Source organism: Kitasatospora sp. cg17-2 (genome assembly GCF_054031055.1).
Genome location: NZ_CM132923.1, coordinates 399,870 through 420,471 on the forward strand (window position 1 = coordinate 399,870; position 20,602 = coordinate 420,471).

Sequence of the window (20,602 nt, forward strand, 5' to 3'; positions counted from 1 at the left end):
GGGACGGACCGCGCCGTGTGCGTCCGGTCATGAGGACATCCGTGGAGGGGACGACCATGCCAGCCGAGAACAACCCAGCAGCCGCCCTGCGGGAGGCCGCCACCACGGCCGGGGCCGCGGCCGGTGCCACCGCCCGGCCGGGACCGGTCGACGACCGTAGCGCCGTGTGCGTGCTCGTGGGCGACCTCGACATCGAGACCCTCCCCCCGGCCGAGCAGGCCCTCGACGAAGCGCTCCGAACCTCTCCGCTGGTCCTCGTGGTCGACCTCGAACAGGTGGGCTTCTGCGACTCCTCGGGCCTGAACCTGCTACTCAAGGCCCGGATGAGTGCCAAATCCGCCGGCGCGGAGCTGCGCCTCGCAGCGGCCTCCCCCACCGTGCTGCGGCTGCTGGAGCTGACGGGCGCCGACACGGTGTTCCCGCTCCACCCGACGGTCGGGGCCGCGCTCGCCGCACCCCGGTGACCGCGGCCGAGCGCGACCGAACACGGCTGAACACAGCTGAACACCGGTGACGGACGAGTGGCGTGGCGCGCTCGGGGCGCACGTGCATGAACCGGAGCCGGGCGGGAAACAGAGCGGCGAAGAGCGCCGAACCGAAAGGGCACCCGTTCATGAACACTCGCCGGGACACCCTGGACGAGACGCGCGCCGAGGCCGGACCCGTCAGGTCGATGCTGCCGGCCGGCGGGCGCCAGCGCCGCCGGATGCCCCTCGCCGGGCAGCACAAACCCGTCGCGCGGGCCAGGGAGTTCACCCTCGCCGCACTGACCGACTGGGCGTGGCCCGAGGCCGGTGACGTCGTCCTGCTGGTGGCCGAACTCGCCGCGAACGCCGTGCTCCACACCGACGGCCCGCTCGAACTCGTCCTCGACCTCTCCCCCGCGCGGCTGCGGATCGAGGTCAGCGACACCTCCCCGCTCCTGCCCGCGCCGCGCCGTCCGCACCGCCCCGGCCTGCCGGGCGGGCACGGCCTGTACATCGTGCAGCAGGCCTCCGACCGGTGGGGCTCGGTGCCGCACGAGCGGGGCAAGACCGTCTGGGCCGAGATCGACGCCCGGCCCGTCGCCGAACGGTTCCGCACCGCGGGGTGACTCGACCGCGTGCGGGCGCCGTGCTGCGAAGGCCCGTCGGTGTGAAGGGCCTTCGGTGCGCGGTGTCGGTCGTGCGCAGTGTCTGTCGTGCGCGGTGTCGGTGGTGCGCGGTGTCCGTCGTGCGCGGTGTCTGTCGTGCGCGGTGTCGGTGGTGCGAAGGGTCGGTGGTGTGAAGAGCCGTCGCCGGGGCAGACGGCGGCTGTCACAGCCGACCGGGAGGGGCAAGGCATGGAACACGTGTCCGCACGCGTGGTGATGCGACTGATCACCGATGCGACGCACAGCCGGGAGTTCGGTGTCGAGTGCCACTACGGCCCCGACGACCCCTACGCCGTCCGCCTGCACTTCGGCGCGGCCGCGCAGGACGCGGTCTGGGTGCTGTCGCGCGAACTGCTGCTCCGCGGGCTGCGCGGGCCCGCCGGCGAGGGTGACGTCCACATCGAGCCCGGTGCGGACGACAGCCTGTTCATCGCCCTGCGCGGCAAGGACGGCATCGCGCTGCTGGAGGCCCCGTCCGCCGAACTCGCCCGGTTCCTCACCGCGACCGAGGAACTCGTCCCCACCGGTCGCGAGCCCTCGCACCTGGACTGGGACAGCTGGCTCACCGACCTGCTGTCCGCCTGAGCCCTCGGCCCGACCGACCCCGAGCCCGGGACACCGACACAGGTGTGCACCTCCCGCCGCCGGGCAGACGCTCCCACGACCCGCGAACGGAGGCGACACGGTGACGAGCACGGCCGGCCCCGCCGCCGGGCGCCGGATCGGGGAGGTGTGTCGGCGCGTGTGGCGGCAGGGGCACGAGATCGAGCTGATGCAGCGCTCGCTGGCCTTCGCCGCCCTGTTCTTCGTCACCCTGGTCCCGCTGCTCATGGTGATCGCGGCGGCCTCCCCCGCCCGGGGCGACGGCATCGCCCAGTGGATCACCGACGGTCTCGGGCTCACGGCCCGCGGCAGCCGGTCTGTCGGCGTGCTGTTCGGCTCGCGCGGACAGGTCCTCAGCACCACCACCGGTCTCGGCCTCGCCGCCCTCGCCGTGTTCGGTGTCTCCCTCACCGGCTCGATGCAGTCCGCCTACGAGCGGATCTGGGGTCTTCCGGCGGGGCCGTGGCACGGCGTGTGGCGCCAGGCCGTGGCCCTGGCCGCCGTGACCGCCTACCTGGTGCTCGCGGCCTGGAGCGGCGTGCCGGGGCACGGCACCGATGCCCAGCCCGCCCTGCGCATCACCACCACCGTGCTCGGCGGCGTCCTGCTGTTCTGGTGGCTGCCCCGCCTGCTGCTCGGTCCCCGGGCGCCGTGGCGCAGTCTGCTGCCCGGCGCGATCGCCACGATGACGGCCCTGGCCGGGCTGCGGCTGTTCTCCCGACTGGTCTTCGCGCCGCTGCTGGTGTCCAACGCCGTCTCCTACGGCACCGTCGGCACGGTCCTGGTCGTACAGGCGTGGCTGATCGGGGTCGGCTTCACCGTCTACGGCGGGAGCGTCGTCGGCCGGGCCCTGCAACCGCCCCGTGCGGCCGACCACCCGGACGGTGCCCCGACGAGCGGCGCCCCGGAGGCCGGCAGGCCGGACAGCCCCGTCGAGGGGGCCGGGCCGACGGCACCGCGGCACCGTCGGCCCGTCTGACGGGCGGCCCGCCGGTCGGCGAATCCGGGATCCCGGGGTTCCGGAGTTCCGGATTGATTGCCCCGGGATCCACCGGTTTGCGATCCACCGGTTTACGATCCCGGATCGGGGACAGCCGGGGAGCATGGAAGATCTGGAACCCACGACCCGCACCGTCGTGATCACCGGGGCGAGCGCGGGCATCGGCCGCGCCTGCGTCGCGGCCTTCGCCGCCCGCGGGGACCGTCTCGCGCTGATCGCCCGGGGCCGGGCCGGACTGGACGCCGCGGAACGCGAGGCCAGGCTCGCGGGCGCCGCCGAGGTCATCACCGTCGAGACGGACGTCGCCGACGCGCAGGCCGTGGAGACGGCCGCCCGGCTGGCCGAGGAGGAACTCGGCCCGATCGACGTCTGGGTCAACACCGCCTTCGCCTCCGTCCTCGCCCCCTTCACCGAGATCACCCCCGAGGAGTTCCGGCGGGCCACCGAGGTCAGCTACCTCGGCTACGTCTTCGCCACCCGGACCGCCCTGGCCCGGATGCTGCCCCGGGACACCGGTGTGGTCGTCCAGGTCGGCTCCGCCACCGCCTACCGCGGGATGCCGCTCCGGAGCGCCTGCAGCGGGGCCGAGCACGCCGTCCAGGGCTTCAACGAGGCGCTCCGCTGCGAACTTCTCGCCTCCGGCACCCGGGTCCGCACCACGATGGTGCAGATGCCCGCCGTGAACACCCCGCAGTTCGACTGGGTCCGCTCCCGCCTCCCGGAGCGGGCGCAGCCGGTGCCGCCGGTCTTCCAGCCCGAGGTGGCCGCCCGCGCCGTGCTGTTCGCGGCGGACCACCCGGGGCGGCGGGAGTACTGGGTCGGCGCGAGCACCGTGGCCACCCTGGTCGCGAACGCCGTCGTGCCGGGCCTCCTGGACCGGTACCTGGCGCGCACGGCGTTCTCCTCGCAGCAGGACGGCCGCGGGCGCCGGACCGGGGATCCGGACAACCTGTTCGCCCCGGTGGACGCCGGGCGGGACTTCGGGGCGCACGGCCGGTTCGACGACCGGGCCCACGACCGCAGTCTCCAGCAGCGCGCCTCGCACGCGTTCGGCGGCCTCACCGCCGGGGTGCGCCGGGTCGCCGGACGGGTGGCGGCGGATCTGCCCGCCGCCGCGGCCGGGTGTCTCGCCCGGATCCGGCACGCACGCGGCCCGCGCACGCCCCCAGGGACGGAAGGAGTGACCATGCCGCCGTCGACCACTCCCGGTTGACCGGGCCGGAACCCGCACACGTCCCCGACCGACAGGAGATCCGCATCCATGGGCACCGTCCCCGTCCCCCCGGACCCCGACCTCACTCCCGCACCCCCGCCCGGACCGTCCGCACCGCCCTCGCCGCCCGCACCTCCGGTGCCGGACCGGCCGCCCGTGACCCCGGACCCGCCGGCCCCGCCCGGCCGCCCGGTCCCGCCCGAGCTGCCGGAGCCGCCAGAGCCGCCGTCCCCGGGACCCGACCGCGGCCACCCGGCCCCCGGGCGGCACGGCCCCGCCGAGCCGCCGGACTGACGGCACCCCGCCGGTCGCACGCGCCGCCGACCGCGGTCACGGGTGGCCGGCGACCAGCAGGACGACCTCGATGGCGAGAGCGCCCAACTGCTCCTTCTCGGGCGGGTAGATGCCGCGCAGGGCGGCGAGTATGCCGTCCCGGTCGGCGGCCGGGTCGATGGTGGCCGGGTCCTCGCGGTCGAGGAGGGCATCGAAGCCCGAGTAGCGGTCGACCCGGAGGACCTCGCAGGTGACCGGTCGGTCGTGGTCGGTGCGGAAGACGATCCGGTCGCCGGGCCGGATCAGGGCCTTGGCCGGGCTCGCGGTGCGCACCTCGACGGTCTTGGTGCCGTCGGCCACCAGGGCGTGGTAGTCGGGGAGGAGGTGAAGGTCGTGGGTAGTGGCCGGCCGCTGGTGCTCGGGCGGGGAGCGGCGGGCACCCCGGTCGAGGTGGACGCTGTCCTTGGGTTGGGTCACAGGCTGCTTCTCTCCTCCGGAAGGCGGGCTGCCCGGCCTCCGTCATGGCCGGGCAGCCACGGGCCGGAACCGGCGCCCGGCCCGTCCCGGCAGTGTGTACCCGGTCCGCGCGCGGGCAGTCGGCCGCGGCGGGGGGCGGGGCCGACTGCCGTGGTCGCGCGACCGACCACCCCTACCGGCCACCGCCGGTCGCGCCCGCCGCCACCCCCGCCGCCACCGCCGCACGGTGGACGTGGTCGCGGGAGGCCGCGGCCTCCGCCCGGAGGGCCGGGAGGTCGACGTCCAGCAGGCGCCCGGCCCACTTGCGGACGCGGCCGGCGATCAGGACGGTGTCGATGTTGCGGGCGTCCGCGCCGAGGACGACGGTGCCGATGGGATCGTTCAGGGGGAGGTTGTTGATCTCGTCGGCGGTGATCATCAGCAGATCGGCCTGCTTGCCCGGGGTGAGCGTGCCGGTCGTCGCGCCGAGGCCGACGGTGGCGGCGCCCTGGCGGGTGGCGAAGTCCAGCACGTCGGCGGTGGTGATCCGGTCCGGCGGCCCGTAGCCGTCGTGGGCGCCCCGAGCGGCGTTGACGGCGCGCATCCGCTGGATCGCGTGCAGCGCCCGCATCTGGGTGAACATGTCGCCCGCCAGCGCCACCTCGACGTCGAGGCCCAGGCCGGGCCGGACGCCCGCCGCCAAGGCCTCGTCCACCGCCGGGACGGCGTCCTCCAGGCCGATCTGGGCCTCGGAGGTCGGGGCGAGCGACACCCGGGTGCCGCTCGCCCCGATCGCCCGCCACGCCTCGCCGGTCAGCCCGGTGGCATGGATCAGGGTCAGTCGTTCGCCGAGCAGGCCCGCGCGCTCCCAGTCGAGCACGGCCGCGGAGGAGGCCCGGCCGAACACCGCGTCCACGCTGACGCCGACGCCGAGTTCGGCGGCGACGCGGGCCAGTCCGGGCCCGAACGCCAGGGCGGGACCGGCGATCTCCGCCGTCGCGAGGGCCGCCAGGCGGAACGTGACCAGCCCGGTGCCGCCGCCGTACCGGTCGACGAGTCGGCCGAGGTCGGCCGGCCACTGCCGGTCCCAGTCGCCGAAGTGCGGCCCCATCGCCGCGTGGATCCCGCGGATCCCGCTGTCCAGCAGCGCCTGCACGGCCGCGTCGGAGTGGGCGGCCGTCCGGGAGTTGTGCGAGAAGTCGAGCATCGTGGTGATGCCCGCGTCCACGGCGCCGAGGGCGGCCAGCCTGGTCCCCACGTACATGTCCTCGGGCCGGTAGACGGGCGCGTACCGGGCCAGCGTGGTGCCCACGTAACCCGCCAGGTCGTCGACGTCGGGGAGGATCCGGCGCAGCTGGCCCTGCCAGGCGTGGCGGTGGGTGTCGACGAAGCCGGGCACCAGGATCGTGCCCGAGGCGTCGACGACGATCGCGCCCGCCGCCGCGTCCGAAGCCTCGCCACCGGCCCGGAGATCGGGGCCGACCGCGGCGACGGTGCTGCCGACCACCAGCAGGTCGCCGGTGGTCAGGGTGCCGAGGGCGGGGTCCATGGTGACGACGGTGGCGCCGGTGAACAGGATGCGCCGCCCGGGGTCGCCGTCGGTGCGGCGCAGCAGGTCGAGCAGCGCGGGCCGGGCGGTGTCGGTGGGCCGGTGGACGGGTTCGACGGGTTCGACGGGTTCAACGGGGTGGAGGGGGTGGACGGGGTGCACGGTGGTCCGTTCACGAGGAGGGGCGGCGGGCGTTCGGCGAACCTCAGGCACGGCGGGTGTTCGGGGCCGGGGGCGTGTCGCCGTGGCGGTGGAGCACCAGGTGCTCGTGGTACAGCACGCCGTCGCGGACGTCGCCGGTCGCGGTGAAGCCGGTGTCGTCCAGGTAGTCGATGTGGCTTCCGGTGACGGTGTAACGGCCGGTGTACGCGCTCCGCCGGCTGCCGCGCGCCTCGTCGTACCGGCCGTCGGGGCGCAGTTCCTGACGGATGAAACCGTCGGCGGTCACCCGGAGGCCGACGAAGGGATGGGGCAGGTCGTTGCTCATGACCTCCACGCTGGCACCGGGTCGCGGCCCCCTCCAGGCCGCACTGTTCCTGGGTGCGGCCCACCCCCGCTCAGGGCTTCGCACGGCCCCGGCCGCCCCGTAGCCTCGACCGCATGCACACCGACGAACCCCCGCACCCGCTCGAACTCCCCGGCGGGCGGCGGGACGACGGCCCGCCGCAGGGCGCGGCGCGGGCCGGGCGGTCCGACAACCCCCTCGGCGAGTACCTGCGGGCCCGTCGGGAACACCTCACCCCGGACCGGGTGGGCATCCCCCGCGTCGGCCACCGACGCGTCCCCGGACTGCGCCGCGAGGAGGTCGCCGTGCTGGCCGGGGTGAGCACCGACTACTACACCCGGCTGGAACAGGGCCGCGAACGCAGCCCCTCCCCCCAGCTGTTGAACGCGGTGGCGCGGGCCCTCCGCCTCGACGAGCACGCCGCCGCGCACCTGCTCCGGCTCGCCGCCCCGCGCCTCACCCACCGCCCGCCCCGTCGGGCCCCCGAGCGACCGTCGCCCGCGCTGCGACACCTCCTGGACAGCCTCGACACCCCCGCCCTCGTCGTCGGGACCGCCCTCGACGTCCTCGCCCTCAACCCGCTCGCGGCCACCCTGTACGCGGTCTTCGCCCCGGTGGACAACCTGGTCCGGACGACCTTCCTCGACCCGGCCGCCCGCACCTTCCACCGCGACTGGGACCGTGCCGCCCACGACGCCGTCGCCGCCCTGCGCGCCGCCGCGGGCCGTGACCGCGAGGACCGCCGCCTCATCGAGCTCGTCGGCGAACTCTCCCTGAAGAGCCCCGAGTTCGGCCGCCTGTGGGCCCGCCACGAGGTGCACGGCAAGACCGGTGGCAGCAAGCTGTTCCACCACCCGCAGGTCGGCGACCTCGACCTGCACTACGAGACCCTGACGGTCAACAGCGCCCCGGGCCAGCAACTCGTGGTCTACCAGGCCGCACCGGGCAGCCCGTCCGCCGAGGGCCTGCTGCTGCTCCGCGCGCTGACTCCCTGAGGCCCCGGCGACGGTCCGGCCGACGGCCCTCGTGCGATCGGTACGCCCCGGGCCGCACCGGCGTACCTCGGCACAGCGGATGCAGGTGCCACCGGGGTGGGCGCATGCTGAGAGGAGCGGTTGGTCGAGCCGGCGAGGTGGTCGTCGTGAGCTGGAGGAGCGGGGGCCGGTTACGGTGGGCAGCGGCGGTGCCGTTCGCGCTGGTCGGACTGCTCGGGGCGCCCGTCGGGACCGGTGCCGCGACCGGGACGCGCGCACCCGTCGAGCGGACGGCGGAGCCCACCGAGCAGGTGACTGAGCCCGCCGAGGAGGGTGCGCTCGTCCCGTCCTACGAGGCGGGCCTGACGCCCGAGGACGAGAAGGTCAAGGCCTTCCTCACGCAGAACGCGGTCCTGGAGGACATCGCCGCCTACGCCTCGGAACGGATCGTCCTGCCCCAGGACGTCCCGCTGCACGCCGCCAGCTGCGGAGAGGCCAACGCGTTCTGGGACCCGCGGGCCCAGGACATCACGTTCTGCTACGAGTACCTGGAGGAGCTCGCACCCCTGCTCGCCGCGCAGCAGAGCGAGGGAACCGCCGAGGAACGCTCGGCGCAGCTCGACCAGGACCTCGTCGGGGTGACCAACGAGGCCGTCCTGCACGAGCTCGGCCACGCGCTGGTGAACCTGTACGACCTGCCGGTCGTGGGCAAGGAGGAGGACGCGGCGGACCAGCTGTCCGCCCTGCTGCTGGCCTCCGGCGACGAGCGCCACGTCGGGTACGCGCTGAGCACCATCACCTCCTACGCGGCGCTGGCGAACGCGGCGGCGAGGGGCGAACAGCCGCTGAAGGTCTACGCGGACGAGCACTCGCTGGACGCCCAGCGCTTCTACAACTGGGTGTGCTGGCTCTACGGTTCCGACCCCGCCCAGTATGCACCGGTCGTCCAGAGCGAGACGAACCCCGACGGCGCCCTGCCGCCGGAGCGGGCGGCGCGCTGCCCGGGCGAGTTCCTTCAGATGGAGAAGTCCTGGAGCCCGGCCCTCAAGCCCTACCTCAAGACCTGAGACGCCGGACCGGGGGCGACCCCGCCCGGCCGGCTCCGTGGTGCTCTCCGTGGTCGGTACGGATGTGGGCCCGCAGCGGGCGCGAGAAACTGTGGTCGTGGCCGACACCGGCCGCACCGACCATCAGGGAGCATCCGTGAAGTTCCACTCCGTCGTCGAACCGCCCGAGCCCATGCGCGGGCTGGAGGTCCCGCCCGAGGTGGTGGAGGCGCTCGGCGGCGGCGCCCGGCCGCCGGTGACGATCACGGTCAACGGACACTCCTGGCGGAGCCGGGTAGCCATCCTGCGCGGCCGCCACCTGATCGGCCTCAGCAACGCCAACCGGGAGGCCGCCGAGGTCGAGATCGGCGAGGAGGTCGAGGTCGAGCTGGAGCTCGACACCGAGCCGCGCGTCGTGGTCGAGCCCGAGGACTTCGCCCGGGCCCTGGACGAGGACCCGGCCGCGCGCGCCGCGTACGACCGCCTCTCGTTCAACCGGAAGCGCGAGCATGTGCGCGCCGTCGAGAGCGCGAAGAAGCCGGAGACGCGCCAACGGCGCATCGAGAAGGCTCTCGCCGCCCTGCACGGCTGATCCGGCTCCCCCGATCCGTCCGGTGTGCCGCGGTCAGTCCTGCTCCAGGTCCGGGTAGTAGCCGCGCTGGTAGGTCGACAGGAGGGAGATCGCCAACTGGCCCGCGCCCCGGCAGATGGGGCAGAACCGCGTCGTGGCACACTCCGCGCACCGGCGCCTGAGGTCGGACCGGCCGGGTGTCCGCAGCACCCACCCTCGACCGCCGCATCCCGGGCAGCGACCGTCACCGTCGCACTCGTAGCACAGGACGTAGCCGGGTGTGACGGTCTCCGGCCTTCGCTCCGGTTCCCGTTCCGGTTCCGGTTCCCGCTCAGGCTCCGGCTGCCCGGCCGGTTCCGGCGGGCGCAGCACCAGCGCCGCTGTCTGCCCCCGGAACGCCACGGCGCGCGTGTCCTCGCTCGTCAGGACCCGGATGGTGCAGCCGTCCCGCTGAGCGAGGACCACCGTCCACAGCAGCCCGTCGTCGTCCTCCTCCGACACCGCGACCTCCCAACCCGCCGCACGAAGAAGGGAACCCGCCCGGTCGGCCGTCCCGGCCGCCGTCACGCCCGCCGGCCGGTCGCCCTGGTACACCGCCGAACAGCGGTAGCGCGACGGATCCCTCCCGTCGGCCACCTCCGGCCCGTCGAGGACCAGCCGGCGCACGTGCACACGAACGGTCAGATCGGTGATCAGCACGACCATCTGCTCGCGCAACGACCGTCCCAGCCGGTCCAGTTCCTCACGTGCCGCCCCCGACGTCCCGTCCATGTCGACCCCCTGCCCGGAACGTAACACAGCACCGTCCGCTCGGAGCCGGGACCTGCTCCGGCCCACGCGCCCGTCGCGCTGCCTCCAGAACGGTAGAGGGTCGACGCATCCCGGAGGACCGGCGCCTCCCCCTGAACCGACGTCGTCCAGCTCCTCCCGGCGGGGCGGCCGTGGCCGTGTTCCGGGGCCGTTCGGGTTCTGGTGGGCGGTTCCCGGTCGCGTCGTGCGCCGGGCGCGGGCCGTCGGCGCGGCTCGCGGGGCAGGCTGCTTCCGTCGCCGTGCCGGCATGGGCCCGGCACGATCGGAAGGACGAGCATGACGAGCATGCGGGGGCGCGTCGCCGCCCTGCTGGGTGCCGTGGCGGTGATCGCCGGGAGCGCCCTGAGCGCTCCACCGGCCGGGTTCGCCGTCGCGGCCGGTGTGCCCGGCGTCGGCGGCGGGATCACCGGCCAGGCGCCCTGCCCGGAGGCTCCCGGGTTCATCTGCGGGACCCTCACCGTCCCGTTCGACCGCAGCGGCGCCGTGCCCGGCACGCTCGGCCTCCGGGTGGCCCTCACCGGCAACAGCGCGGCGCCCAGGGGCGACCTGCTGTTCCTCACCGGCGGCCCCGGCCAGCCCGGCGCCTCCGCGATCGAGCGGATGGCGAGCAAGCTGGAACCCGTCCTCAAGGACTACCGCCTGGTGATGTTCGACCAGCGCGGCACCGGACAGGGCGCGCTCCGCTGCCCCGGTCTCCAGGAGGACATGGGGTCCTCGGACCTCGCGGTCCCGCGCAGGCAGTCGATCGCCGACTGCGCCGCCGCCCTCGGCCCGGACGCCCGCCACTACAGCACGGCGGACACCGTCGCCGACATCGACCTGCTGCGCCGCGCCCTCGGCGCCCGGAAGCTCACCCTGGACGGCGTCTCGTACGGCAGCTTCGTCGCCCAGCGGTACGCGCTCGCCCACCCGACGCGCGTGGCCCGGCTGGTGCTCGACTCGGTGGTACCGCAACAGGGTTTCGACCCCCTCGACCTGGCCGCGCTGCCCGCGACCGCCCGGGTGCTGCGGGCCGCGTGCCGGGCCACCGCCTGCACCACCGACCCGGCCGCCGACCTCGCCGCCACCGTCCGGCGCTACGGCAACGGCGCGCGGATCCTCAGCGCGCTCACCGGCTTCGAGTTCGTCGACCCGGACTACGGCGGGGTCCCGGAGATCCTGCACGAGGCCGCCGCCGGGCGGCCCGAGAAGCTCCTGGAATTCTTCGAGTTCGTCCACCGGGAGGTCGACGCCGCCCCGGCCGAGGAACTCAGCCAGGGACTGCACTCCGCCGCCCTGTGCGCCGACTCGCGCTTCCCCTGGGGCACCACCGACACCCCCGTCGACAGCCGCCCGGCGGCGCTGGAACGCACCCGCGAGCGACTCACCGCCGAACAGACCTGGCCCTACGACGCGGCGACCGCGACGGGGCTCGGCAGCATGCTGGTCTGCCTCCACTGGCCGCGCGAGCAGGTGCCGCCGGCGCCGCACCGTCGCAAGCTGCCGGACGTGCCGGTACTGCTGCTGGGCGGCGACCGGGACATCTCGACGCCGTACGAATTGCTGTACGAGCAGGCCGAGTCGATGCACCACCCGCAGATCGTGATCGTCCCCGGCGCGGCGCACTCGGTGCAGAACCGGGCGGAGAACCCGGCCGGTCGGCAGGCGGTGTACGACTTCCTGCTGCGGTAGCGGGAGCCGACGGGCAGGGAAGCGGCGTGGTGGAGTGGGAGAGGGACGGTGCGCGCACCCTCTCCAGATCCTCGACATCGCCGCAGCCGCCACCACCCTCGCCCGGCCCCCGCGACAGCGCGTGAGTGCCACTTGCACGGCATGACGTGAGGACCTGCCGCTGTGAAAACCTCGGGCCATGCCTGAACCACGAGAACCCGCCGACCGTACCGTCCGGCTGCTCGGTTTCTGGGTGACACCCGGAGACCCGTCGCTGCCGGACCCCGCTGGTCTTGTCGATCCCGCGTGGGAGGAGTCGCACCGGCAGTGGGTCGCGGACTACCTGGACCGCGGGCAGGTCGCCGGCTCCTGGATGGGGGTCTCGCGATGCAGGCTGTGCTCGTGTCCGAATGGTTCCCGTGACCTCACCGACGGCTACTACCTCTGGCCGGAAGGGCTGAGCCACTACGTGCTCGACCACAGTGTGAGGCTTCCGGGCGAGTTCCTCGCTCACGTCGGACAGAGGCTCGACACCCTGGAGGAGATCGAGCGGGACTCCTCCTGGTGGCGGCGGAACGCCACGAAGGAATAGCGCGTCGGCGGTCAGTCGTGGGTGACCGCCGGGATCCGGTCGAGGACGGCCGACGCCCGGATCGGGTCCGCGCGGAGCCGGGTGGTCAGATGTTCTGGCACCGAACAAGCTTTCAGGAGGAGCTTTGAGGAGGGCTCTCGCCCCACGCCTCGGTGATCCTCCGCGCCTGCGCGGCGAGTGCCTCGCGCAGGGTGTGCGCGGAGTCGGAGACGGTGGAGCGGAGCATGGCCGCGCTGATCCGCCGGGCGAGCGGCGGGCCGTCGACGGGGCGGACGGCGATGTCGAGTTCGGCCTCGTGGCCGGTGAGGGCGAGCCGCGGGATGAGGGCGACCGCGATGCCGGCGGCCACGAAGCCCTTGAGCATGCCGTAGTCGTCGGTGCGCATGACCCGGACGGGTTCGAGTCCCTGCTGTGCGCAGGCCCAGGTGAGCACGCGGTCGCAGGGGTCCCAGTCGCTGGCGCCCATGATCCAGCCGGCGTCGCGGAGCCGGGCCAGGGGGACGCGGTCCAGGGCTGCCAGTGGGTGGTCGGCGGGGAGTGCGAGGAGCAGCGGGTCGTCGAGCAGGGGGTGCAGGACGAACTCCTCGTCCAGGTCGAGCGGTTCTCCCGGCTGGGAGTAGACCAGGGCGATCTGGACGCCGCCGGTGCGCAGGGCCTCCACCACGGTCGGGAGTTCGCCTTCCACGAGGGAGACCTTGACGCCCTCGCGGGCCAGTTGCCGCAGGGCCGGCGGGAGCAGGAGCGCGCCGGCGGTGGGGAAGGTGGCGGCGCGGAGAGCCTTGGTGCCCTGTTCGATCAGGGCGCGGACCTCCTGTTCGACGAGTCCCACCCGGCCGAGTACGGCTTCGGCGGCGAGGTGGTGCGCGACGGTCGGCTGGCTGTGGTGCAGCGACCGGGCGGCGGCCGCGAGGGAGCCCTCGCGGGCGACGGCCCGCAGGACCTGGAACTGGCGGAGCTCCAGCACGCCGATCACCATACTTTCTGTGACTCCTCCCCCACGTAAACGTGGGGGCTTCTCGCTAACCCTGGCGGGCGTCGCGACGGACCAGCCCGGCCCGTAGAACGTTGATGGCTCCCACCGTGTCCGCGTGCGCACGGTGGCCGCAGCTGACGCAGTGGAAGATGTCCTGAGAGGGCCGGTTCTCCGCCGCAACGTTCCCGCAGAGCGGGCAGGTGCGGGAGGTGTTGCGGGGGTCCACGGCGATCACTTCCCGACCGGCGCTTTCAGCCTTGCTGGTGAGGATCGTGAGGAACACCCCCCAACCGGCATCGTTGATCGACTTGTTAAGCCCTGCCTTGGCCGCCGCACCGTTGGGCAGGAACGCGCCCGGCCGGTCGGGGTCGGGCTTCGGCGCGGGGGCCTTGACCATGTTGCGGATCCTGAGGTCTTCGTGCGCGATGAGGTCGTGCGCCCGGACCAGGTCAAGGGCGGTCTTGTGGGCGTGGTCGAGGCGCTGGCGGCGGACCTTCCGGTGCAGGTCGCCAACACGCTGCACGGCCTTCTGGTGGTTCTTGGTGCGCTTGTCGCGGCGCACGCGGGGGAACCTGCTGAGGGCCTGCTGAGCTGATTCCAGCTTCGCGGCAGCCTGCCTGCCGTGACGCGGGTTGGGCACGAACTCGCCGTTGGAGTCGGCGAGGAAGTTGGCTATGCCCATGTCGATGCCGATCACGCTGCCCGTCGGGGACAGCGGCTCGGGCTCGGCCTGCTCGGCGGTCAGGATGACGTACCAGCGCTTGCCCTCGCGCTTGACGCCGACGGTCCTGACCTTGCCGACCACCGGCCGGTGCTGGTTGACCTTGACGTGACCGACCCCTTGGAAGCGCACGCGGGTGGTCCGGTCATGCGGGGTGGAGTCCCAGCGGCAGCCGTCCCCGTCCTTGGGGAAGTCCACCGTGTCGAACCGGTTCGCCCCGCGAAAGCGCGGGTAGCCGGGTTTCTCGCCGGACTTGACCCGCCGGAAGAACGCCGCGAACGCCTTGTCCAGACGGCGAAGCGTCGCCTGCTGCGAGCTGAACGACCAGCGGCCCTGACGCTCCGGGTCGAACGCCCGGATCTCCTTCAGCTGCGCCGACTGCATGCCGTACTTGATGCTGGTCTTCGACACGTGCCGGTAGGCGTCCCGGCGCTCCTGGAGTGCCCCGTTGTACAGCGCGCAGTGATCCCTCAGCATCTCGCCGAGCGCCTGCGTCTGGCCCACGGTGGGCCGCATGAGGAACTTGTACGCACGGATCATCCGACCCACCCCCTTCCTGGTCAGCTCAAAGATCGTACTACGCTTGGAGTATGTCACCACGCTGGGAGCCAAACCCCGACGTTCGCACCGGACGGCACGTCGCTTACAACTTGCACGCGCACTTGGTGTTCGTCACGAAATACCGCAAGGGCGTCTTCGATGACGCCATGCTCAAGCGGTGCGAGGAGATCATGCGCGAGGTCTGCGACAAGTTCGAGACCGAGTTGCGCGAGTTCAACGGCGAAAGCGACCACGTGCACCTGCTGGTGCACTACCCGCCGAAGATCGCCCTGTCCAAGCTGATCAACTCCCTCAAGGGCGTCAGCTCCCGGTACCTGCGCGCCGAATACGCCGGCCGCATCGACCGCATCGGCCTTGGGTCCGTCTTCTGGTCCCGGTCCTACTTCGCCGGGTCGTGCGGCGGCGCACCTCTCAGCACCGTCCGCCAGTACATCGAAGGCCAGAAGCGGCCCATCTGACCGTCACCCCAGAGCCGCAGCGAACTCCGCCGCCCCCTACGCCGAGGCGCTGACCGCCCACGCGCGGGAGCCCTGGCTGCGACTGAACGTCCCCGGCCACGCCGCCGACCCGGACGCCTTCGCCGAACTGGCCGCCTTCACCGGCGAGGCCCAGCTGCGCCTGGACGTCCCCCCGCTGCTCGACGGCCTCGACCTGGGACCGGACAGTCCGCGGGCGACGGCGCTGCGGCTCGCCGCCGAGGCGTGGGGCGCGCGGCGCACGTGGTTCCTGACCAACGGGGCCTCGCAGGGCAACCGGATCGCCGTGATGGCGCTGCGGTCGCTGGGCGAGTGCCTGGTCGTGCAGCGCAGTGTGCACTCCAGCGTGGTCGACGGACTGGTCCTGTCCGGCCTGCGGGCCGCGTTCGTGCAGCCCGCCGTGGACCGCGCCCTCGGCATCGCGCACGGCGTCACCGCGCCCGACCTCGCCCGCGCCCTCGCCGCGAACCCGGACGCCGCGGCCGCCTGCGTGGTGACACCCAGCTACTTCGGCGCGGTCGCCGACGTCCGGGCCCTGGCCGACGCGGCCCACGCGGCCGGGGTGCCGCTGGTGGTGGACGAGTCGTGGGGCGCCCACTTCGGCTTCCATCCCGAGCTCCCGCGCAACGCCCTCGCGCTCGGCGCGGACCTGGTGATCTCCAGTACGCACAAGCTGGGGGGCAGCCTCACCCAGTCGGCCATGCTGCACCTCGGCGACGGCCCCTTCGCCGACCGGCTGGAACCCGTGCTGGAGCGGGTGTTCCAGCTCACCCAGTCCACCAGCGAGAGCGCGCTGCTGCTCGGCTCCCTCGACCTGACCCGGCGCCGCCTGGCCACCGGAACGGACGCCGTCGGACGGTCCCTGCGCGCGGCCGAGCTGGTGCGCGCACGGATCCGCGACCGGGGACGCTTCGCCGTCGTCAGCGACGGGTTCGCGGACTTCCCCGACATCGTCGCCGCCGACCCGCTGAGAATCCCCGTCGACACCCTCGCCGGCGGCATCCCCGGCCACGAGGCGCGCTGGCGGCTGATGACCGAGCACCAGGTGCTGGTCGAGGTCGCCACGGACTCGGCGATCGTCGCCGTCGTCGGCGCCGGCTCGGCCCCGGACACGGCACGGTTCGTGGCGGCCCTGCACGCCCTGCCCGTGACGGTGCCACCGGGCCGTGGGACCGAGAGCCTCGAACTCCCCGTCCCGGGCGAGGTCCGGATGACGGCCCGGGAGGCCTTCTTCGCCCCCAGCCGCAGCGTCCCCGCCGAGGAGGCCGTCGGCCAGGTGTCGGCGAGCACTCTCGCGGCCTACCCGCCCGGCATCCCCAACGTCCTTCCCGGCGAGGTCATCACCGCCGAACTCGTCTCCTTCCTGCAGAGCACCGCCCGTACCCCCGGCGGTCACGTCCGCGGAGCCTCCGACCCCGAGGTGCGGAACCTGCGCACGGTCAGCCGCCCGAGGTGCTGACCGGGCCGCGGCCTCACGCCCCTGGCGGGACGGCGAACGGGTCGTAGTCCTCCGGCATGAAGCAGCCGTAGTCCTGCAGCGGCTGCGGATCGTTCAGCACGATCTGCTGCCGCTCGCCCGCAGGGGAGAGTCCGTCCGGGCGGTCCAGAAATCTCCGGCCGGGAATTCCGGAGGAGGGCTCCGGCGCATCGGCCGCGAGCCGGCCGAAGCGGTCCAGCACGGCCCAGACTGCGTCGTAGACATCGCGGATGTCCTCGGCCGCCCGCTCCTCGGTGATCTCGGGGAAGGCTTCGCGGTACGCCGCGCGGGCCGAAGCGACAAAGCGCTCCGGGTCGACGACCACCACGTCCTGCCGTGTCCGAACGCTGATCGTCATACCCGCTGTCGGGATCGGCATATTGTCCACCTGCGCACGGTACTGCGTCGAAGGCACGGCCGTCCCTGACCGGAGGCAAGGGTGACGGTCGATCAGGAACTGCCGCCGGAGGCCGAGGCGCGCAGGCGGAGGAGTTTCTTGTCGGGCTTGCCGGCATCCGTGAGCGGGAGCGTATCGGTGAAGTGGACGTGGTCGGGTTCGTACATCTCGCCCCGTCCCTCCCGGACCCAGGTCCGGAGCTCGTCGGCGGTGACGGCGGTGCCCGCGGCGGTGACGACCGTGGTGTGGACGCGTTCGTGGCCGCCGTCGCCCTTCACACCGTAGACGGCGTTCTGGAGCACCGCGGGGTGGGTGTTGAGGAAGTCCTCGAGTTCGGTGGTGTACACATGGCCGCCGACCACCGCGATCATGTCCTTGATCCGGTCGACCACCGTCAGGTAGCCCCGCTCGTCCAGCCGCCCCAGGTCACCGGTGAGCACCCAGCCGTCCCGCAGCACCTGCGCGGTCAGCTCCGGGTTCTTCCAGTAGCCCTCCATCACCTGCCCGGAACGGGCGCAGATCTCCCCCACCTCGCCCACCGGCAGCACCCGGCCGGCCTCGTCCCGGATCTCGACCTCGACCCCCGGGACGGGCCGCCCCGACGTGCGCAGGATGTCGAGGCGGTCGGGATCGTGCTCGGCGGCGGTCAGGAAGCTCACGGCACCGGCCTCGAACTGGCCGTACCCCTGCTGGAGAACGGGGCCGAGGCGGCGCACGGCCTCGGCGATCCGGCTCGGGGAGGAGGGCGTGCCGCCGTAGGTGATCCCGCGCAGGCTGGAGAGGTCGGCGTGCTCGGCGTCCGGGTGGTCGAGGATCTGGTACAGCAGGGGCGGCAGCAGCATCGTGTTGGTGATCCGCTCGCGGGCGACCGTGGCGAGGATCTCGGCCGGATCGAACGTGTAGTGCAGGACCACGGTGCCGCCGGCGGAGAGGGTGCTGTCGGCGATGAACCCGGCCGCGTGCGAGAGCGGGGTGCAGACGAGGTCCCGGCGGCCGGTCCCGCTGAACAGCTCGCGGATGCCGTCGATGCCGGCCTGCATCCGGCCGAAGGTGCTGCGCACCCCCTTGGGATGCCCGGTGGTACCGCCCGAATGCCGGATGAAGCACAGGTCCTGCGGGCTCGCGCCACTGGCCAGGGGCTCACCGGACTGCTTCGCGGCGAGCGCGAGCAGGTCCTCACCCGAAGCCGAAGCCCAACCCGGATCCGCGTCGGCGTCCACGTCCGCGTCCGCGTCGGGTTCCGCGTCAACGTCCCCGCCGAGCCGCAGGACGTGCTCGATCGGCGGCACGACCCGGACCAGCTCGGCGGCACGCCCGGCCAACCGCGGATCGACGACGAGGGCGAAGGTGTCGACGTCCGCCATCATCGCGGCCTGCACGTCCACCCCGAGGCGGTTGTAGAGGTGGTTGTAGTGCGCGCCGAGCAGGTTGACCGCGTACCGCACCGCGATCGTCTCGGGCAGGTTCCCGCACAGCAGGGTCACGGTGCGCCCCGGCCCCACCCCGCGCTCGCGCAGGGCCCGCGCCAGCCGGTAGACCAGGGAACGGAACTCCCCCGCCCCGATGCGGCGCTCCCCGCTCACCAGGACCACGTCGTCAGGCCCGTCGGCCAGGCCGTCGAGAACGATCTCCACGTAGTTCCGGAAGCCCTGCTCCGACACCGACACCGACACCGCACGTCCCCCTCGTCTCGGACCGCCGACCCCCGCTCGCCCCGACCACATGCTCCCGCGGCCGGGCGCACAGCACCCGAAGCCGACGACGACCGGTCCGTGCACGGCCATCCCTGCCCAGCCCGGCCCGCGGCCAACCCCGCTCCCCCGGGACCGGCACGAGCTCTGCGGCGACGGGCCACCGAACAGGACGCCGCCGCCCGCCGCAGTCCGGCGGCCCCGTGCTACGTGGCGCGGCCCTGGGTCAGCCGCAGCGCCATGACCGGCTGGGTGGTGGGCCGCTCGGATCCTCCGGCGGGCTCGTCGGTGACGCCGACGGCGCGGGCGCCGTCGAGCGGTGCGGTGAGGACGAGGGCGCCGTTGCCGTCCGGCAGCAGGCCGGCCGGGGTGAGGGTGCCGTTGTGGTCGAGCCAGAGTTCGTAGACGCGGCCGGGGGCGGGATCGGGGAGTCCGGCGGCGAGGAATCCCGCCTGGTTGCGACTGGCCGACCACACCACGGTGCCGGTGCCGGCCGTGCCCGGTTCGGTGGCGGCCGCGGTGGTGGTGGTCACGCGGGCGTCGGGCGCGGTCAGCAGTTCGCCGAAGGCCGCCTGCTGGGCGCGCAGTTGCCCGGCGGCGGCGCGCTCCTGCTGTACCTGTTCGTGCTGCTGGACCGCGACGACGCCGAGCACGGTGGCCGCGGCGAGGGAGGCGGCCAGGGCGAAGCGGGGCCAGCGGCGCGCCCGGGACCGGTGGTCGGCCGCACGCGGTGCGGTCACGGCGGACCCGGCGGACCCGCCGGACCCCACGGACACAGCGGACCCGACGGTCACGGCGGTCTCGGCAGACCCGACGGTCACGACGGGCCTCGGAAGCGGCGGCAGCTGGCGTTCGACCTCGGTCCGGGCCAGGATCCGGGCGCGAAGTTCGGCCGGGGGCGCGACGGGGGCCTGCGCGGTCGCGATGCGGGCGAGGGCGCCGCCGAAGCCGACCGCCTCTTCCTCGCAGGTGCCGCACCCGGCCAGGTGGGCCTCGAAGGCCGCGCGTTCGCTGTAGGCGCCGTCGTCGCCGTCGCCGTCGCCACCGTCGTCGAGGGCGTTCAGGGCGTAGGCGCCGCCGAGGAGGTGGATGTTGCCGTCGGCGGAGGTGGTCATGATCCGACTCCCAGACAGTCGCGCAACCGGATCAGGGCGTCACGCATACGGGTCTTCACGGTGCCCAACGGGGCGTCCAGCCGTTCCGCGACCTCCCGGTAGGTGAGGCCCTGGTAGAACGCGAGCAGCACCGACTCGCGTTGCAGGTCGGTCAGCCGACGCAGGCAGTGACGCACCTGCTGGTGCTCCAGGTGGGCCTCGGCGCGCTCGGCGACATCGTCGAACGGCGTGTCCTGCGCACCGGCGGCGGCCTTCCGGTCACGGTCGGCAGCCGTCCGGCAGCGCCGGACCCGGTCCACGGCACGGCGGTGGGCGATGGTCATCACCCACGGCATCACGTCACCGCGGCCGGGGTCGTAGCGGGCGGCGCCGCGCCAGACCTCCAGCATCACGTCCTGCATCACCTCCTCCGACTGGGCCTCGTCCCGCAGGACCCGGCGCACCAGCCCGAAGACCGGGCCCGCGACCGCGTCGTACAGGCGGGCGAAGGCCTGGTGATCACCCCGGGTGACGCGTTCCATGACCGTCTTCAGGTCGGCGGGGGGCTCGGGGCGGCCGTGCAGGAAGACAACGGAGTTCACCGCGGCCGCCTCCACCGCCGGTCGCACCCGCGCCCCCGTGGGTGGCAGTGCCGCGGGCGGCGGTACTGCGGGCGGGTGCTGTCCGGACGATCGGGTGCGGCGCACATGGCGGCCTCCCGGGGCTGCTCGGCGGGTTCGGAACTCTCGTCGGTCCCTCGCGTCACTCGCACGGTATTCGTCGCCGACCGCCCGACGGATTGGCGATCCCCGGATCCGGCCCGCGCACTGCCGCGTCG

Annotated in this window: 22 protein-coding genes; 12 read left to right on the plus strand and 10 right to left on the minus strand. The window is 73.7% G+C overall.

Features of this window, described 5'->3' with window-relative positions; translation table 11 throughout:
• Window positions 1-56 precede the first annotated feature (56 nt).
• The 5 genes from ACW14Y_RS01545 to ACW14Y_RS01565 all read left to right on the plus strand — a co-directional run bounded on the left by ACW14Y_RS01545 (window position 57) and on the right by ACW14Y_RS01565 (window position 3,948).
• The gene (locus ACW14Y_RS01545; protein WP_380307908.1) at window positions 57-464 is read left to right on the plus strand and encodes an STAS domain-containing protein; all 408 of its coding nucleotides are present in this window, start codon (window positions 57-59) and stop codon (window positions 462-464) included.
• Between the two features lie 149 nt (window positions 465-613).
• Complete coding sequence (locus ACW14Y_RS01550; protein WP_380443885.1) at window positions 614-1,093, plus strand: ATP-binding protein; 480 nt, start codon at window positions 614-616, stop codon at window positions 1,091-1,093.
• A gap of 228 nt (window positions 1,094-1,321) precedes the next feature.
• On the plus strand, window positions 1,322-1,717 hold the full coding sequence (locus tag ACW14Y_RS01555) for an SsgA family sporulation/cell division regulator (protein WP_456985603.1): 396 nt from the start codon (window positions 1,322-1,324) through the stop codon (window positions 1,715-1,717).
• Between the two features lie 100 nt (window positions 1,718-1,817).
• Window positions 1,818-2,714, plus strand: coding sequence for a ribonuclease BN (locus ACW14Y_RS01560; RefSeq protein ID WP_456985604.1), 897 nt, complete (start codon window positions 1,818-1,820; stop codon window positions 2,712-2,714).
• 124 nt (window positions 2,715-2,838) lie between these two features.
• Window positions 2,839-3,948 carry an SDR family oxidoreductase gene (locus tag ACW14Y_RS01565; protein WP_456985605.1) on the plus strand — a complete coding sequence of 370 codons (1,110 nt, stop codon included), beginning with the start codon at window positions 2,839-2,841 and terminating at the stop codon, window positions 3,946-3,948.
• 330 nt (window positions 3,949-4,278) lie between these two features.
• Here ACW14Y_RS01565 and ACW14Y_RS01570 read toward each other — a convergent pair whose 3' ends face one another.
• From ACW14Y_RS01570 to ACW14Y_RS01580, 3 genes are all read right to left on the minus strand, one after another.
• Window positions 4,279-4,698, minus strand: a complete 420-nt coding sequence (locus ACW14Y_RS01570; RefSeq protein WP_456985606.1) for an ASCH domain-containing protein — start codon at window positions 4,696-4,698, stop codon at window positions 4,279-4,281.
• Window positions 4,699-4,870: 172 nt separating this feature from the next.
• Entirely contained in the window at window positions 4,871-6,301 is a 1,431-nt protein-coding gene (locus ACW14Y_RS01575) for an amidohydrolase family protein (protein WP_456988408.1), read from the minus strand.
• A 130-nt stretch (window positions 6,302-6,431) separates the two neighbouring features.
• Window positions 6,432-6,713 (minus strand): Atu4866 domain-containing protein, encoded by a 282-nt coding sequence (locus ACW14Y_RS01580; RefSeq protein WP_456985607.1) that lies wholly within the window; start codon window positions 6,711-6,713, stop codon window positions 6,432-6,434.
• 113 nt (window positions 6,714-6,826) lie between these two features.
• Between ACW14Y_RS01580 and ACW14Y_RS01585 the strand changes: the two genes are divergently transcribed.
• The 3 genes from ACW14Y_RS01585 to ACW14Y_RS01595 all read left to right on the plus strand — a co-directional run bounded on the left by ACW14Y_RS01585 (window position 6,827) and on the right by ACW14Y_RS01595 (window position 9,343).
• Window positions 6,827-7,726 carry a helix-turn-helix domain-containing protein gene (locus ACW14Y_RS01585; RefSeq protein WP_456985608.1) on the plus strand — a complete coding sequence of 300 codons (900 nt, stop codon included), beginning with the start codon at window positions 6,827-6,829 and terminating at the stop codon, window positions 7,724-7,726.
• A gap of 146 nt (window positions 7,727-7,872) precedes the next feature.
• Window positions 7,873-8,772 carry a DUF4344 domain-containing metallopeptidase gene (locus ACW14Y_RS01590; protein ID WP_456985609.1) on the plus strand — a complete coding sequence of 300 codons (900 nt, stop codon included), beginning with the start codon at window positions 7,873-7,875 and terminating at the stop codon, window positions 8,770-8,772.
• A gap of 136 nt (window positions 8,773-8,908) precedes the next feature.
• Window positions 8,909-9,343 (plus strand): YdeI/OmpD-associated family protein, encoded by a 435-nt coding sequence (locus tag ACW14Y_RS01595; RefSeq protein WP_456985610.1) that lies wholly within the window; start codon window positions 8,909-8,911, stop codon window positions 9,341-9,343.
• A gap of 33 nt (window positions 9,344-9,376) precedes the next feature.
• Here ACW14Y_RS01595 and ACW14Y_RS01600 read toward each other — a convergent pair whose 3' ends face one another.
• Entirely contained in the window at window positions 9,377-10,093 is a 717-nt protein-coding gene (locus tag ACW14Y_RS01600; RefSeq protein WP_456985611.1) for a hypothetical protein, read from the minus strand.
• Between the two features lie 315 nt (window positions 10,094-10,408).
• On the opposite strand from ACW14Y_RS01600, the gene ACW14Y_RS01605 reads away from it, so the two are divergent.
• Both ACW14Y_RS01605 and ACW14Y_RS01610 read left to right on the plus strand, forming a co-directional pair.
• The gene (locus tag ACW14Y_RS01605) at window positions 10,409-11,803 is read left to right on the plus strand and encodes an alpha/beta fold hydrolase (protein WP_380301425.1); all 1,395 of its coding nucleotides are present in this window, start codon (window positions 10,409-10,411) and stop codon (window positions 11,801-11,803) included.
• Between the two features lie 178 nt (window positions 11,804-11,981).
• Window positions 11,982-12,374 carry a hypothetical protein gene (locus ACW14Y_RS01610; RefSeq protein WP_456985612.1) on the plus strand — a complete coding sequence of 131 codons (393 nt, stop codon included), beginning with the start codon at window positions 11,982-11,984 and terminating at the stop codon, window positions 12,372-12,374.
• 112 nt (window positions 12,375-12,486) lie between these two features.
• Here ACW14Y_RS01610 and ACW14Y_RS01615 read toward each other — a convergent pair whose 3' ends face one another.
• Together ACW14Y_RS01615 and ACW14Y_RS01620 are read right to left on the minus strand one after the other, a co-directional pair.
• Window positions 12,487-13,350, minus strand: coding sequence for a LysR family transcriptional regulator (locus tag ACW14Y_RS01615; protein WP_380393877.1), 864 nt, complete (start codon window positions 13,348-13,350; stop codon window positions 12,487-12,489).
• Window positions 13,351-13,393: 43 nt separating this feature from the next.
• Window positions 13,394-14,608, minus strand: a complete 1,215-nt coding sequence (locus tag ACW14Y_RS01620) for an RNA-guided endonuclease InsQ/TnpB family protein (RefSeq protein ID WP_456985613.1) — start codon at window positions 14,606-14,608, stop codon at window positions 13,394-13,396.
• A 50-nt stretch (window positions 14,609-14,658) separates the two neighbouring features.
• Here ACW14Y_RS01620 and tnpA point away from each other — a divergent pair, with 50 nt between their 5' ends.
• Window positions 14,659-15,087, plus strand: a complete 429-nt coding sequence (gene tnpA, locus ACW14Y_RS01625) for an IS200/IS605 family transposase (RefSeq protein WP_380393883.1) — start codon at window positions 14,659-14,661, stop codon at window positions 15,085-15,087.
• Window positions 14,984-16,564, plus strand: a complete 1,581-nt coding sequence (locus ACW14Y_RS01630) for an aminotransferase class I/II-fold pyridoxal phosphate-dependent enzyme (RefSeq protein WP_456985614.1) — start codon at window positions 14,984-14,986, stop codon at window positions 16,562-16,564. The genes tnpA and ACW14Y_RS01630 overlap by 104 nt, the downstream gene beginning before the upstream one ends.
• Window positions 16,565-16,577: 13 nt before the next feature.
• On the opposite strand, the gene ACW14Y_RS01635 is transcribed toward ACW14Y_RS01630, so the two are convergent.
• The 4 genes from ACW14Y_RS01635 to sigK form a co-directional block, all read right to left on the minus strand.
• Window positions 16,578-16,961, minus strand: coding sequence for a hypothetical protein (locus tag ACW14Y_RS01635; RefSeq protein WP_456985615.1), 384 nt, complete (start codon window positions 16,959-16,961; stop codon window positions 16,578-16,580).
• A gap of 71 nt (window positions 16,962-17,032) precedes the next feature.
• Window positions 17,033-18,646 carry an AMP-binding protein gene (locus ACW14Y_RS01640; protein ID WP_456988410.1) on the minus strand — a complete coding sequence of 538 codons (1,614 nt, stop codon included), beginning with the start codon at window positions 18,644-18,646 and terminating at the stop codon, window positions 17,033-17,035.
• Between the two features lie 230 nt (window positions 18,647-18,876).
• The gene (locus ACW14Y_RS01645) at window positions 18,877-19,785 is read right to left on the minus strand and encodes an anti-sigma factor (RefSeq protein ID WP_456985616.1); all 909 of its coding nucleotides are present in this window, start codon (window positions 19,783-19,785) and stop codon (window positions 18,877-18,879) included.
• Window positions 19,782-20,366, minus strand: coding sequence for an ECF RNA polymerase sigma factor SigK (gene sigK / locus ACW14Y_RS01650; protein ID WP_380301414.1), 585 nt, complete (start codon window positions 20,364-20,366; stop codon window positions 19,782-19,784). The genes ACW14Y_RS01645 and sigK overlap by 4 nt, the downstream gene beginning before the upstream one ends.
• Window positions 20,367-20,602 lie beyond the last annotated feature (236 nt).

What these genes read in the sequence shown, in the direction of transcription:
- ACW14Y_RS01545 (WP_380307908.1), top strand. Translation starts at nt 57, where the DNA reads ATGCCAGCCGAGAACAACCCAGCAGCCGCCCTGCGGGAGGCCGCCACC.
- ACW14Y_RS01550 (WP_380443885.1), top strand. Translation starts at nt 614, where the DNA reads ATGAACACTCGCCGGGACACCCTGGACGAGACGCGCGCCGAGGCCGGA.
- ACW14Y_RS01555 (WP_456985603.1), top strand. Translation starts at nt 1,322, where the DNA reads ATGGAACACGTGTCCGCACGCGTGGTGATGCGACTGATCACCGATGCG.
- ACW14Y_RS01565 (WP_456985605.1), top strand. Translation starts at nt 2,839, where the DNA reads ATGGAAGATCTGGAACCCACGACCCGCACCGTCGTGATCACCGGGGCG.
- ACW14Y_RS01580 (WP_456985607.1), bottom strand. Translation starts at nt 6,713, where the DNA reads ATGAGCAACGACCTGCCCCATCCCTTCGTCGGCCTCCGGGTGACCGCC.
- ACW14Y_RS01585 (WP_456985608.1), top strand. Translation starts at nt 6,827, where the DNA reads ATGCACACCGACGAACCCCCGCACCCGCTCGAACTCCCCGGCGGGCGG.
- ACW14Y_RS01600 (WP_456985611.1), bottom strand. Translation starts at nt 10,093, where the DNA reads ATGGACGGGACGTCGGGGGCGGCACGTGAGGAACTGGACCGGCTGGGA.
- ACW14Y_RS01605 (WP_380301425.1), top strand. Translation starts at nt 10,409, where the DNA reads ATGACGAGCATGCGGGGGCGCGTCGCCGCCCTGCTGGGTGCCGTGGCG.
- ACW14Y_RS01610 (WP_456985612.1), top strand. Translation starts at nt 11,982, where the DNA reads ATGCCTGAACCACGAGAACCCGCCGACCGTACCGTCCGGCTGCTCGGT.
- ACW14Y_RS01615 (WP_380393877.1), bottom strand. Translation starts at nt 13,350, where the DNA reads ATGGTGATCGGCGTGCTGGAGCTCCGCCAGTTCCAGGTCCTGCGGGCC.
- ACW14Y_RS01620 (WP_456985613.1), bottom strand. Translation starts at nt 14,608, where the DNA reads ATGATCCGTGCGTACAAGTTCCTCATGCGGCCCACCGTGGGCCAGACG.
- tnpA (WP_380393883.1), top strand. Translation starts at nt 14,659, where the DNA reads ATGTCACCACGCTGGGAGCCAAACCCCGACGTTCGCACCGGACGGCAC.
- ACW14Y_RS01635 (WP_456985615.1), bottom strand. Translation starts at nt 16,961, where the DNA reads ATGCCGATCCCGACAGCGGGTATGACGATCAGCGTTCGGACACGGCAG.
- ACW14Y_RS01645 (WP_456985616.1), bottom strand. Translation starts at nt 19,785, where the DNA reads ATGACCACCTCCGCCGACGGCAACATCCACCTCCTCGGCGGCGCCTAC.